The sequence below is a fragment of the Paraburkholderia sp. BR10936 genome (genome assembly GCF_040965735.1).
GTDB classification, from domain to species: Bacteria; Pseudomonadota; Gammaproteobacteria; order Burkholderiales; family Burkholderiaceae; genus Paraburkholderia; species Paraburkholderia nodosa_A.
This window is the reverse complement of the sequence record NZ_JBFRCM010000017.1, coordinates 1-13057: the sequence shown is the minus strand read 5'-3', so window position 1 is coordinate 13057 and position 13057 is coordinate 1. Positions and strand designations below refer to the sequence as shown.

General features: G+C 60.2%; 15 protein-coding genes. 6 read left to right on the top strand and 9 right to left on the bottom strand.

Annotated features, from left to right (window positions below):
- Position 1 precedes the first annotated feature (1 nt).
- Positions 2 to 769, top strand: coding sequence for a TIGR00730 family Rossman fold protein (locus AB4Y36_RS29730; protein WP_342946997.1), 768 nt, complete (start codon positions 2 to 4; stop codon positions 767 to 769).
- Between the two features lie 89 nt (positions 770 to 858).
- Here the strand turns inward: AB4Y36_RS29730 and AB4Y36_RS29725 are convergent, their stop codons facing one another.
- Positions 859 to 1785 (bottom strand): transcriptional regulator GcvA, encoded by a 927-nt coding sequence (locus tag AB4Y36_RS29725; RefSeq protein ID WP_342946996.1) that lies wholly within the window; start codon positions 1783 to 1785, stop codon positions 859 to 861.
- A gap of 100 nt (positions 1786 to 1885) precedes the next feature.
- Here AB4Y36_RS29725 and AB4Y36_RS29720 point away from each other — a divergent pair, with 100 nt between their 5' ends.
- Both AB4Y36_RS29720 and AB4Y36_RS29715 read left to right on the top strand, forming a co-directional pair.
- Entirely contained in the window at positions 1886 to 2491 is a 606-nt protein-coding gene (locus tag AB4Y36_RS29720) for a chromate transporter (protein WP_083244975.1), read from the top strand.
- Positions 2488 to 3015, top strand: a complete 528-nt coding sequence (locus tag AB4Y36_RS29715; RefSeq protein ID WP_069261343.1) for a chromate transporter — start codon at positions 2488 to 2490, stop codon at positions 3013 to 3015. The genes AB4Y36_RS29720 and AB4Y36_RS29715 overlap by 4 nt, the downstream gene beginning before the upstream one ends.
- A gap of 98 nt (positions 3016 to 3113) precedes the next feature.
- On the opposite strand, the gene AB4Y36_RS29710 is transcribed toward AB4Y36_RS29715, so the two are convergent.
- Complete coding sequence (locus tag AB4Y36_RS29710; RefSeq protein WP_069261344.1) at positions 3114 to 4640, bottom strand: AMP nucleosidase; 1527 nt, start codon at positions 4638 to 4640, stop codon at positions 3114 to 3116.
- Between the two features lie 215 nt (positions 4641 to 4855).
- Between AB4Y36_RS29710 and AB4Y36_RS29705 the strand changes: the two genes are divergently transcribed.
- The 3 genes from AB4Y36_RS29705 to AB4Y36_RS29695 all read left to right on the top strand — a co-directional run bounded on the left by AB4Y36_RS29705 (position 4856) and on the right by AB4Y36_RS29695 (position 7226).
- Complete coding sequence (locus tag AB4Y36_RS29705) at positions 4856 to 5263, top strand: hypothetical protein (protein ID WP_069261345.1); 408 nt, start codon at positions 4856 to 4858, stop codon at positions 5261 to 5263.
- 173 nt (positions 5264 to 5436) lie between these two features.
- Positions 5437 to 6444 carry a homoserine kinase gene (locus tag AB4Y36_RS29700; RefSeq protein ID WP_342946994.1) on the top strand — a complete coding sequence of 336 codons (1008 nt, stop codon included), beginning with the start codon at positions 5437 to 5439 and terminating at the stop codon, positions 6442 to 6444.
- Positions 6435 to 7226 (top strand): BPSS1780 family membrane protein, encoded by a 792-nt coding sequence (locus AB4Y36_RS29695; protein ID WP_368684888.1) that lies wholly within the window; start codon positions 6435 to 6437, stop codon positions 7224 to 7226. Before AB4Y36_RS29700 ends, AB4Y36_RS29695 begins: the two co-directional genes overlap by 10 nt.
- A 343-nt stretch (positions 7227 to 7569) precedes the next feature.
- Here AB4Y36_RS29695 and AB4Y36_RS29690 read toward each other — a convergent pair whose 3' ends face one another.
- From AB4Y36_RS29690 to AB4Y36_RS29660, 7 genes are all read right to left on the bottom strand, one after another.
- Complete coding sequence (locus AB4Y36_RS29690; RefSeq protein WP_368684887.1) at positions 7570 to 7839, bottom strand: hypothetical protein; 270 nt, start codon at positions 7837 to 7839, stop codon at positions 7570 to 7572.
- A 213-nt stretch (positions 7840 to 8052) separates the two neighbouring features.
- Complete coding sequence (locus AB4Y36_RS29685) at positions 8053 to 8877, bottom strand: AAA family ATPase (protein WP_368684886.1); 825 nt, start codon at positions 8875 to 8877, stop codon at positions 8053 to 8055.
- A gap of 80 nt (positions 8878 to 8957) precedes the next feature.
- Entirely contained in the window at positions 8958 to 9419 is a 462-nt protein-coding gene (locus tag AB4Y36_RS29680; protein WP_368684885.1) for a helix-turn-helix domain-containing protein, read from the bottom strand.
- A gap of 382 nt (positions 9420 to 9801) precedes the next feature.
- A complete protein-coding gene (locus AB4Y36_RS29675; RefSeq protein WP_368684884.1) occupies positions 9802 to 10407 on the bottom strand; it encodes a hypothetical protein in 606 nt (201 codons plus the stop codon).
- A gap of 68 nt (positions 10408 to 10475) precedes the next feature.
- Positions 10476 to 11735 (bottom strand): hypothetical protein, encoded by a 1260-nt coding sequence (locus AB4Y36_RS29670; RefSeq protein ID WP_368684883.1) that lies wholly within the window; start codon positions 11733 to 11735, stop codon positions 10476 to 10478.
- Between the two features lie 77 nt (positions 11736 to 11812).
- Positions 11813 to 12628, bottom strand: a complete 816-nt coding sequence (locus AB4Y36_RS29665) for a hypothetical protein (RefSeq protein ID WP_368684882.1) — start codon at positions 12626 to 12628, stop codon at positions 11813 to 11815.
- Positions 12629 to 12952 (bottom strand): hypothetical protein, encoded by a 324-nt coding sequence (locus AB4Y36_RS29660; protein WP_368684881.1) that lies wholly within the window; start codon positions 12950 to 12952, stop codon positions 12629 to 12631.
- Between the last annotated feature and the right edge of the window lie 105 nt (positions 12953 to 13057).

The following is a 13057-nucleotide window of genomic DNA, read 5'->3' as shown; positions in this document are numbered from 1 at the left end:
TATGGACAAGAGAAAAGTGATTCCGAGTCTGCGTTCACTCGCAGATCAAGAGCGCGCGACGGCCAAGAAGGCGCGCGCATCGTGGCAGATGTTCACGATTATGGCAGAGTTTATCGAGGCGACCGAGTACCTGTCCGAGATCCGGCCGGCGGTCAGCATCTACGGTTCCGCCCGCCTGAAACCGGAGTCGGAATACTTTCAGCTCGCCACCACCATCGCGCGCAAGGTGTCCGATGCGGGCTTCGCCGTGATCTCCGGCGGCGGCCCCGGCATCATGGAAGCCGCGAACCAGGGCGCGCATGCGGGCAAGTCGCCTTCCGTCGGCCTGAACATCGAATTGCCGCACGAGCAGTCGGGCAACCAGTGGCAGGACATCTCGCTGCGCTTCCGCCATTTCTTCACGCGCAAGGTCACGTTCGTGAAGAACTCGGACGCCGTGATCGTCATGCCCGGCGGCTTCGGCACGCTCGACGAACTGGCCGAAGTGCTCACGCTCATCCAGACGAAAAAGTCGCGTCACGTGCCCATCATTCTGGTGGGCGCCGACTTCTGGAAGGGCCTGCTCGACTGGTTCCGCTCGGCGCTCGTGCCCATGGGTCTCATCAATCCCGAAGACATGGACCTGATGCAGGTGATCGACGACCCGGACCAGGTGCTCGAAGCCGTTCTCAAGTTCTACGAAGATGCGGACACCGCCGAAGATACCGGCAAGGAGCATCCGGCGCGCAGCGACCGCGACTCCGACGAAGACCGGATGTTCTATCTCTGATGCACCGCTTGCGGCGCAGCGTGCGGATGGCCTGCGGATAACGTTTCCGTAGGCCTTCGCACCGCTCGCGCTTCAGCGCATCACTCCCCTCATGCTTTCTCCGCGCTTGCGGGCACGCCCGATGCACCGAGCGGCGCCCGCGCGCTCGCCTGCTCCTCCAGCCAGCGGCAAAACTGCACGACGAGCGGCGCTTGCGCCACCTCGCGGCGCGCCACCCACCAGTAGCCGCGCGCGTCGAGATGCGGCCCCGCGAGCGGCGTGACGAGACGTCCCGACGCGAGTTCGTCGTCGAGCAGCGGCAGCGGGCCGAGCGCGACGCCCAGACCATCCACGGCAGCCTGCAAAGCCAGATAGAAGTGGTCGAACGACTGCTTCTTGCGGCATTTGGCTTTCACTCCTGCGGCCGCAAGCCAGGTGCGCCACGCATCGGGCCGCGTGTCCGAATGTAGCAGCACGTGACGCGCAAGATCGCTTGCCTGATGAATCGGCGCGCGCTTGAGCAGCGCTGGACTGCATACCGGCAATTCCATCTCGTCGAGAAAATGACCGGCCTCGCAGTCGGGCCAGTGGGCCGGACCGCGCCGCACGGCCACGTCGAAGCCTTCGAGCGTCTCGACCGGCGCGTTCGAAGTCGACAGGCGCAACTCGACGTTCGGCGCGAGGCGCTGAAACTGCGAGAGCCGCGGCAGCAGCCATTTCATCGCGAAGGTAGGCAGCGCGCTCACGCGCAGCACGTGCACCACGCCCGTGTCGCGCAGCTGAGTGGTTGCGCGCGCGATGTCGTCGAATGCCGACTGCACGGCGGCGAGGTAGCGCCGCCCGTCCTCGGTCAGCGCGACCCGCTTGCCGTGCCGGTGAAACACCTGCACGCCGACCCACGCTTCGAGCGCGGCCACCTGCCGGCTAATGGCACCGTGAGTCACATTGAGCTCGCCCGCCGCAGCGGAGAAGCTGTTGTGCCGTGCAGCGGCTTCGAACGCGCGCAGCGCGGGAAAGGGAGGAAGGGAGCGTGCCATGCTTGTGAGTGTAGATCACAAGAGCGCGCCATAGAAATCGTTTTGCCGCGCGCGCGATTGGGCTTAATCTCCGAACTTGCCTCAGAGGTCCCTTCCATTCATGAAACAACCCATTTCATCGCCCGCCGCAGCCGGACATGGCGCGGACGACGGCCTGCACACGCCGTCGGTACGCGATCTGTTCCTCGGCTTTCTCGGGCTCGGCTTCACGTCGTTTGGCGGTGCGCTGCCGTTGGCGCGCCGCACCATCGTCGAGCAGCGCCGCTGGCTCACCGCCGGCGAGTTCACCGATCTGCTCGGCCTCTGCCAGTTTTTGCCGGGCGGCAACGTCATCAATCTCTCGGTCGCGCTCGGCATGCGCTTTCAGGGATGGCGCGGCGCGCTCGCCGGCATCCTCGGCCTGATCGCGGGTCCGTCGCTCGTCGTGATCGGGCTCGGCGTGCTCTACGAGCGCACGCAAGACGACCCGCACGTGCGGCATCTGTTCGTGGGGCTCGCCGCGGCCGCCGCCGGGCTGCTCGTTTCGATGGCCCTGAAAATCGTGCTGCCGCTGCGGCGCGATCCGGCCGCGGCCGTCGTCGCTACGTTCGGCTTCGTAGCCATTGCCGTGCTGCGCACGCCGCTCTTGCCCACCATGCTCGTGCTCACGCCAATCGGCATCGCGCTCGCGGCACGCGCGGCGCGCAAGGAAGGAGGCTCGCGATGAGCGCCACACTCGTTGCGCTCGCCGCGATCTTCGGCCAGCTCTCGCTGCTCGCTTTCGGCGGCGGCAACACGATCCTGCCCGAGATGCAGCGTCAGGTCGTCGAGGTCCACCACTGGATGCCGGCGAGCGAGTTCAGCGCGCTATTCGCGCTCGCCCAGGCCGCCCCGGGCCCGAACATGATGGTCGTGACGCTGGTGGGCTGGCACGTGGCCGGCTGGGCAGGCATGCTGGTCACGTCGATTGCGAAGTTCGGGCCGTCGTCGCTCGTCACGATCGCCGCGCTGCATGCATGGGATCGCTTCAAGGACCGCCCGTGGCGGCGCATCGCGCAAAAGGGCCTCGTGCCGGTGACGGCGGGTCTCGTGGCCGCGAGCGCCGTGCTGATCGCGCGGGCCTCCGATCCATCGTGGATCGCCTGGGCGATTACCGGCGTGTGCGCCGTGCTCGCGTTTCGCACGAAGATTCATCCGCTGTGGCTGCTTGGCGCGGGAAGTTTGATTGGGCTGACGGGGTTCGGGCAGTAAGCGACGCCGAATGATTCGGCATCCGAATTGATAAAAGGCAACAGCGCAATTCGACAGACTGGCCGGCGCTCACCGCGCGCCGGCCAGCCATCAAGCGGCTACTGGAACGCCACCTCGGCGAAGCTGCGCAATTTCCGGCTATGGAGCTTGTGCAAGCCGTTCGTGCGCAGGATCTCCATCGCCTTCACGCCGATCTGCAGATGCTGATCGACTTGCGCGCGATAGAACGAATCGGCCATGCCCGGCAGCTTGAGTTCGCCGTGCAGCGGCTTGTCGGACACGCACAGCAAGGTGCCATACGGCACGCGAAAGCGGAATCCGTTCGCGGCAATGGTTGCGCTTTCCATGTCGAGCGCGATCGCGCGGCTTTGCGAGAGGCGTTGCACCGGCTCGCGATGATCGCGCAGCTCCCAGTTGCGGTTGTCGACGCTCGCCACCGTCCCCGTGCGCATCACGCGCTTGAGTTCCACACCGTCGAGCTTCGTGACCTCCGCGACCGCGCGCTCGAGCGCGAGTTGCACTTCGGCGAGCGCCGGAATCGGCACCCACAGCGGCAAGTCGGCGTCGAGCACGTGATCCTCGCGCACATAGCCGTGCGCAAGCACGTAGTCGCCCAGACGCTGCGTGTTGCGCAAGCCCGCGCAGTGGCCGAGCATGATCCACGCATGCGGACGCAGCACGGCAATGTGGTCGGTGATCGTCTTCGCGTTCGAAGGTCCCACACCGATGTTGATCATCGTGATACCGCTGCCGTCCGCACGCTTGAGGTGGTAGGCCGGCATTTGCGGCAGGCGCGCGGGCGCCGTGCCTTCGTCGTCCTGTTCGCCCAGGTTCGCGTTGTAGGTGACCACGTCGCCGGGCTCGACGAACGAGGTGTATTCGCTGCGATAGTTGCGCAGGTCCGCGTCGTCGGTATGCGCCATCATCGCGCGGCCGAGCTTCACGAACTCGTCGATATAGAACTGGTAGTTCGTGTAGAGCACGTAGTTCTGCACGTGCGTGGGCGACGTGGCCGTGTAGTGCCTGAGCCGATGCAGCGAAAAGTCCACGCGCGGCGCGGTGAAGAGCGCAAGCGGATGCGGCTCGCCGGGCTCCGGCTCGAAGGTGCCGTTCACGATGCGGTCGTCGAGCTGCGCGAGATCGGGCGTATCGAACACGTCGCGCATGGCGAAGAGGCGCTCGCGGTCGAGATCGCCTTCGAGGTGGATGCCTTCGGCGAACGCGAAGTGCACGGGAATCGGCTGATCCGACACGCCCACTTCGATGCCCACATGATGGTTCTTCGCCAGCAGACGCAACTGCTCGCGATAGTAATTGCCGAAAAGATCGGGCCGCGTCACCGTGGTCTCGAACACGCCGGGGCCCGCCACGAAACCGTACGAGCGGCGCGAGTCGATATGCGTGTTGACGTTGGTGCGGATGCGCACGAACGGGTAGCACGCGCGCACACGGCGCTCGAATGCCTCGCCGCGGCGATAGCGCGCAAACGCATCGCGCAGGAACGACGTATTCGCTTCGTAGATGCTCGAGAGGCGCGCCACAGCGTCGGCGGCGTCTTCGAAAAACTCGTCCGGGAAGTCGTGCGCCGGCGTCATGAGGGGCCGCAGGTAGCTATCGTTGTTCATCTTCGTTCGCCTCTCCGTTTGATGGGTCCACATTACCACGGAAGGTGCGACTTTCTGGCGACGGACCTGGCCGCGCCGAGGGCTTTTGGAGCACCCGCCGCGAGAGCGCTGCGAGCGCCGCGCACCGCCCGCCGGGCGCGGGCCGCAGCGCTTGAGCGACATGGGGCAAAGCGCCCGGATTTGCTAGAATTGGGGCATCCCATCGGAGAATGACCATGAAGTCGCACCTTCTTGCCGCCGTCGCGGTGACGCTCGCTTTCAGCGGGGTCGCCATGGCCGCGCCGGCCGACGACGCAAAGACCGCCGTCGAGGCACAATCCGCGCAATCGGAGAACGAACGCGCGGGCCTGCCCGATCTGGCTGCGATCAACAACAAGCCGGCCGCACGCGTCACCTCGAAGGTCGACATCAACGACGTGCCGCGCGTGCCCAGCTATCACGAAGTGAGCCCGAACGGCACCGAAATCACCGAGTTCCGCGACAAGGGCAAGCCCGTCGAGATCAACGTGCATTCGAACTTCGGCACGCGCTACACGATGAGCGCGAACCCCGACACCTCGCCGCAAGTGCGCAACAACGGCCAGGCCAGCACGCGCCTGCCGTCGATCAACCTGCATTACTGAGCCATCCGGGCGCGCGCATGCCTTTGTTGGGCATGCCCGCGCCAACGCCATGTGCGCCGCCCCTTGAGCCGGGCCGCGGCCATCGCGCCTGAGCCGGACACGCCTGCAAGCCCCTCGGGCAGCACCTCGCAGCGTTCGCCGACCCGCCATTACCAATCAACCGACCTTCTTGCATGGCCGTCTTCACCGCTGTCACCGACCAAGAGCTTGCCCAATGGCTGCGCGACTACGATCTCGGCGATGTCGTCGAATTTCGCGGCATCCAGTCCGGCATTGAGAACAGCAACTTCTTCCTGACGACGACGCGCGGCGAATACGTCCTGACGATCTTCGAAAAGCTGACGGCCGAACAACTGCCGTTCTACCTCGACCTGATGCGGCACCTCGCCTCGCATCGGGTGCCGGTACCCGACCCCATGCCGCGCAAGGACGGCGCGCTCTTCGGCCTGCTGCACGGCAAGCCCGCGGCCATCGTCTCGAAGCTCGAAGGCAAGCCCGAACTCGCGCCCGGCGTGGAGCACTGCGCGGAAGTGGGCCAGATGCTCGCGCGTATGCACCTGGCGGGCCGCGACTACCGCGGCGACCAGCCGAATCTGCGCAGCCTTTCATGGTGGGAAGAAACGGTGCCGACGGTGCTGCCGTTTCTGGACGACGCCCAGCGCACCCTCCTCACGAGCGAACTCGACCATCAGCGCGCATTCTTCGGCTCGGCCGACTACGCGGCGCTGCCGGGCGGTCCGTGCCACTGCGACCTGTTCCGCGACAACGCGATGTTCGCGCACTCGCACCCGGCGCCGGGCCACGAAGTTCGGCTGGGCGGCTTCTTCGACTTCTATTTCGCCGGCTGCGACAAGTGGCTCTTCGACGTGGCCGTGACCGTGAACGACTGGTGCGTCGACCTCGCCACCGGCAAGCTCGACACGGCGCGCGCCGACGCGCTCCTGCGCGCCTACCAGACCGTGCGCCCATTCACGCCCGAGGAAACGCGGCACTGGATGGACATGCTGCGCGCAGGCGCGTACCGCTTTTGGGTCTCGCGCCTGTATGATTTCCACCTGCCGCGCTCGGCCGAACTGCTCAAGCCGCACGATCCCGGCCACTTCGAGCGCATCCTGCGCGAGCGCCTCGCCGGCAGCGAGGCGGGTTCCCATCACGCCTTGCCCCATCGCCCATGCAACTAATTGAAGTCCCCGCGAAGACGGGCTACATCTGGTTCCGCCAGGGTATCTGGCTGTTCCGCCGCAATCCGCTCGCGTTTCTCACGCTGTTTTTCGCCTATTTGCTGGCGATGACGCTGATTTCCGCCATTCCCGTGATCGGCGGCGTGCTGCCACTGCTGTTCGTGCCCGGCGTGGCCGTCGGCTTCATGGCGGCGTGCCGCAACACGATCGCGGGCAAACCGGTGTTCCCGACCATTCTGATCGACGGCTTTCGTTCGTACGGCAGCAACGTGGCGAAGCAACTGCTGGTGCTCGGGGCGATTTACGTGGGGGCGATGTTGCTGGTGCTGGCCGCGTCTGCGTTCGTGGACGGCGGCGCGCTATTGCGGCTGATGACGATCGGCGGCGACCTCGACGCGCAAGCGCTCGCCAACAGCGACGTGCCGCTCGCGGTGCTTGCTTCGCTGCTCTGCTACGTGCCGGTGTCGATGCTGTTCTGGTTTGCGCCCGTGCTCACGGCGTGGCACGACGTGCCGCCCGTGAAGGCCCTGTTCTTCAGCATCGTGAGCTGCTGGCGCAACAAGGGCGCGTTCATGGTGTATGGGGCGCTGTGGTTCGCCGTCTCGACGGTCGTATCGATCGGCCTGTCGACGCTGCTGCGCGCGCTCGGCGCCGGCGACTTCACGGTGGCGATCCTGATGCCCGCGCTCATCATCGTGACGACGATGCTCTATTGCTCGTTCTACGCGACCTATCGCGGCTGCTTCGGCGTGCAGGAAAAAACTGAGGAAACAATTTCCTGATTTTTCAACAACTTACGCCAACCGTCGAATCAAGGTGTGAACCGCTTAACCACTGTTTCCACCCAGAAATACAAGGGCACTATGCACTTCGATGTACACAAAAAGCAGCTTCCGCAATTGTGTACATCCCGTTTAAAAACAAGCACTTAAAGGATCGCTACGAACGAGCAATAGAGCATCGTCGTCACGACTTTTGAGCGCGGGCATCCAACAGCTTGCGGCGTGCACAACAAACCGCAGTACAGCATCCATCAGATAGCATGCCGTTCTGGTGGCATCAAGCAAAGAAAAGGGGCCAGTTTGACTGGCCCCTTCTGCTTTTAGAGGAAAACCTCTAAATTCGTCACATGTACTTCAGCTTGAACGCAACCGCAGCTTCATCTCCCAGCGATACCTCAACCACGTAGCTATACCCGTTTGCGCGACTGTCATACATCTGCTTAAAGCGATCTCGAATCGCAACGCTCGTCGTAGATCGAACCAGTTTCAGTGAGTGGGTCGTGAACCCGCACTCTGCCAGCCACGCATACACATCTGCATCAACATCAATCGCGGTTCGCTCATTTGGCATTTCGGCTTTGAAGTAGTGTTTGTATCTACCGGTGCGCTTCATGTGCTTCCATGGGACTTGGCACATATCTGGATCCTTAGTGTGAGCAATACCCTGCCCCCTGTGCAGAGCATTGCGATTTATTCGAGGGAAGCAGCCTGAGATATTGCGGCTCAACGAACCGTCATACGTCAGACTGCTTTCCCGCTAGAACTACAGTCTTTGTGGACATGGCCTTATCAGGTCAAGGGTTGAACGGAACCACCGGTTAAGGGGTTACGCTGCTTCTTGCTCCCACTTGTCGATCGTGACAACAGGAATCGCGAGCTTCTTCGCTACTTGTTCCGCTGACATCCCATCAAGCATCTTCAACGCCAATTGCTTGACCTGTGAGTTGGCGGTTGCCACGCTCTGCGGTGCGGCGACAACTGCCACTTGCGGTGCGGTGGCAACCGTCACACTGCTACTCGGCGTCGAGACTGCTGCATAAAAATCAACTTGCGCCACCACATTGCGGATGTTGTTGCCCGCTGGAATTACGATATCGCGCAAAATCTCAGCGTCGCTCAGGTCGAAACCTCGGTTCAGCAGCAACTGTCGAGCATGCGGCACCCATACGTTAGGGCTCGACGGGTTGTAGTCGATAACGTGGCAACGTCCAACAAGCGGCTTGTCCAGCTTGTCGATATGGTTCGTAGTGAAAATCCAAACGACGCTCCCTTGCACTTGATCCATCAAACTCTTGAACTGCGGCATCGCAGCGGGAGCAAGCTGGTCAATCTCGTTCAGCACACAGTAGTGGTAAGAGCCGAGTGGCCAGGTCATGAAGTTGTTCTCCAAGCTCTGAATCAAGGCGACCCCGTTATTCGGCGACTTGACGTGGTGTTTGACGACATACGGCGTCACGCTGGGATCAAGGTGCTTTTGCATCTCGGCGGGAATTGCTTCCGCAACCGCCGACTTGCCGTTGCCAGATTCGCCGTGCAACAAGATGCCGGTCTTAGTGCCGTTAGGAAACTTGACGAGGCCCGTTACCAGCGCGTCAAGCACACGCTTCGCGGCGTCGTTGGGAAATGCAATATCGTTGTAAGGTACTGTCATGTGGAAAACTCCTTCTGGTTGTTGATTTGGGGAATGACACCCCTAGTTGATTAATCGTCTTGCTCAAGTTGTGGGTTTGCTTATGCGTTTGCGCGCTCCTGGTTCCAGTTGTAAATGGTGGTGGTGCTGACGCCGAGATAGTCCGCGAACTCCTTCTGGGTCATCTTCTTTCCGCTATTGAGCATCTTGAAGTACTTTGCCTTTTCAGCTTCCTTCTTGCTCTGACCGCCCTTTCCAGTCACAGCGTGGCTGTTGATTTCCTCGTTAAACTTTTCCAGCGCATCGTTGCTGATGGTCGCACTGACGACATAAACAATCTTCGGATCTCCAATCGTAACGGTGCGCTTCTCACCGGTTACCATGTCCTCGTCTTCGCGAATTTGAGGAATGTTGCTCTTCGAAAAACTGGGGGCTGCTTCTCCATGCTTTACACAGAACATCTTGAGATTGTCGAAATCCTGTCGTGCAGTTGACTCGTCGTCGTACTGTGCGCTGACGTTGTGTGCGACCGGATTGATGCTGAAGTTGCGAATTGCTGCCATGCTTTTTCTCCTATGGAGGGTTAGTAAAATACTGCGTTGGATTAATGCTGCATCTTCTAAAACCGCCCAGTCATGATTTACTAGGCGGGCACAACTTTTGAACGCGGAAAGAGTTTCGGCTCGGCAAACTCCGAAATTCAGTTGCTGATGAGTTCATGCTTCAATTTTTAAAGAGCGAGTTAATCCGCAGTCGTGAGCGCTATGTCACGTCTGGGTTTGCCGTTATCTAGGTTTGGCTTAGTGGTTAATCGAACTTGCTTGGTTATCGGCGTTTCGCGTTCATTGCGCTGCGTCGATGTGAGTATCTTATGTAAGAGGAAGAAGCGACGCTATGTGCTTAGGTCGCTGGAGACACCAGTCGTTGATTCTGCGGCGTGCCGCGCTAGAAACCAGCTTCTCTGAACCAGTCATTGAGCTTCTTGATGATGTTGCCTTCCGACATGCCAATGTTCTTTTCTTTTTGAAAATCAAATACTTGCTGCGCAAGGTGAATGGCGGCTTGGTTTCTGTTGGGGAATGTATGCGGAAGTTTTAGGAGACCAACAGCGTATTCCTTGACCTGGCCGTACTTCTCTTTGCCCACCGAAGCGTTCTTTCGCCCTCTTGAACTGATGACGCGCTGTGCGCCCACCGTTGCCATCGCAGCCCGATGGGTGCGACCAATGTAATAGTTGGCACGACACAGATAGAGCCAAGCCTGGGGACCATTGCCACTGTCGAAGGTGGATATGGAAGCTATTTGAAAGGCACAAGCGAGACGGAGATATTCTGTGTATTCAGGGCGCTTGCCTTTGGGAAGTGCAGCTTGAATGGCCTTGGGATCAAGCTGTGTGTCCGTCAGCATAGGGTTGTAGATCGATTCAAGAAACGCTATCTCAGTTGCGTCCTTCCCTGCACAGGCAAGATAGGTGCTACAAGCGATCTTCAGGAACGAACTGCAACCAATATCAAAAGCCTTGCGGTAGCTATCACTTACGTCTTTCATCATCTGCACATGAGGGAAACGGCCACACTATCGCGGCGTCGTCACTCTTACGGCAGATCGGCGCGACTTCTTTAGTACATTCCAGGAATCAGGTAGCTGGGATTCATCATCCCGCCTGCACCCGGCAAGAAACTACCAGTTGATCCTGATCCGAGCAGCCCTGCTGTTGGCGGCTGCATCTCGTTGGTCAGCATGTTCGTAAGCAGGTTCTGATACGTGCTTGACGTTGTCGGCAACATAGTTGCTCCCGGCATCGCCGCGTACGACGCCGACGGATTAGTCATCATTGGGAGCGCAGATGGGATCGGCATGCTTGCACCGCTTCCTGTTCTGCGGTATTGCGCCGCTGGTGCGCGTGCTGCGCCCGCTTGCTGTGGTTCCATCGCGTTGATCGCGCTGTAAGCTCGTTGGCCGTTAGACAACGCATTACCGAACTGGCCAACAGTGCCGATCATTGGGCTGTTTGCGAGGCCGCCCATCGTTGCGGTAGCGCCTGAGCCGTAACCAATACCCGCTGAACCATCAACAGCGCCCGAAACACCACCACCGAGTGCGCCCGAAGCTGTACCAGTCATACCACCACCGGGCAGCAAGCCGCTATATAGACCAGTTGGCGCTTCACCCAACGCAGACGAGTAAGCCGAAGGCATCGCAAAGAAGCCGTTACCGACTGTGCCCGTCAAACCAGCGTCGCCGTAGGCGGCAGCACCTTGCAAGCCACCGTAAAGACCTGTGCCAACTTGACCAGCACCAGCGCCGATGCTTGCTCCAATGCCGTTACCTACGCCGGTAAGTCCAATACTGGTTGCTCCTGCGCCGAGCCCAGCAGCACTGAAACCACCAGCAGCGCCAATTGATCCCGTCGCACCCGCTGTTGTGCCCAAAGATGCGGCAAGTGCCCCGGCACCAAGATCAGTGCCGGCAGTACCGGCAAGCAAGCCAGAACCAAGGCCAGCGGCTGTACCAACGTCAGCGGCACCCGCACCGATTGCTGCTGCTGTACCTGCATCTGCGGCACCAACACCAGCGGCACCTGCCCCCGCTGCTCCACCAGCACCAGCCATTGCGCCATCAAGCGCGCCACCTGAAAAGATAGAGCCAACGACAAGACCAATCGTATCTGCTGGCTTTGCTTCTGCAATGTCGCCGATTTGGTCGATGATCCCGATTCGACGTAGCGGGTTGATCGCTTTGTCGATCTTTCCCAAGCCCTGCGTGATAGGCGCAAGTGCAGTGTTGGCAAGCTTTGGAATTTCCTGACTCGTCAAATCCGCCCATTTGCCACCAGTGACCCATGAAAGCGGATCGGTGTATTTCTGAATTGGCTCCATGAGCGCGCCAATGGGCGAATCATGGTTTGTTGGCGAGAGTGTGTTACCTAGTGATCCCATATTATTCTCGTTGTTCTTTAGGAAATCTTCATCACATAGCAAAGCGCGTAGTACGGCGGAATCACGCTGAACGCTGCACCTGAACCTGCGTTGCTCAGCGAAATGCCTGTGCCGGATCCGTAGATGCTGATGCCTGTACCGGCACCGTAGATGCCGATACCAGTGCCTGACGTGGCAGTTGGAAAGCCTGTGCCGCCGTTACCAAACGATGTAGCACCACCGCCTGAGAACTCGTTTGTGCCGTTACCCAGATACGCTTTACCCGCGGCACCAAGCATTACTGCTGGGTTGTGTGCGTGACCTGGGTCATACACACCGTGAGCATGGCCCGGATCAGCAACGCCGTGCCCGTGTCCAGGATCAGAAACGCCGTGGCTGTGAACTGGCATGTTCGCAACAGACAGCGTGTAGCTAGTAGCACCACCTGTAGCACCCGGCAAGTATGCATTGCCGGCACCGATGATGAACTTGTCCATCAGGTTTGGCGTTCCGTTCTGGCCATTACACAAAGCCCAGCTTGATCCCCATACAGTCGGAATGCTTGCTGCTGTCCCGCTATAGAGCATGATTGCGCCAACCGGCAGGTAGCTGCGAAGCTGACCCATCGTTGCTGCGTCGGTCGCTGCCGTACCGTTTGCTAGGTTGTTGATCTGCAAATTGTTCATCGACAACGGAATTGTGGTCTTAAACTGCGTGCCGTTTGCTACCTGAGCGATAAACGCAGCGTGAGCCTGAAAGTAAAGCGCCGCATTGTTGCCGACTGGTTCACTACCAATTGGGCTGTTCAAGCTAGGCGTAACACTCAGCTGTGAAATTGATGATGGAACTGACATTTATAGTACTCCTGAACTTGACAGAGACGACAAAATCCCTGCACCGGCAGTAAGACCGCCTACAGCCAAGCCAAGTGGATTTGCGCTCTGCGATGAGCTTGTAATACCCTGTGCGCCGTTACCCAACGCACCAGACAATGCGCCTTGCTCGATACCAAGCTGCTCATATGGCTGCATCGCGTTCTGATACCACTGCTGATACTGAGAATTAAGCTGGTTCTGTGCTGCGGTTTGTTGCGCCGTGCCGCCTGTGTATGCGGCGTTCAACTGATTGATCGTTGACGAATCTAACGTTGGGGCAAGACCCAGAGTGTGTGGAAACACCAACTTTTTCCGGAGGTGAGCGGTAGGCAATCAGATCGATCGAGTTCGATACGCCGAATTTGCGCTAATCGGACGTCGCGAGTACAACAAAGCCCCTCGGGGCTT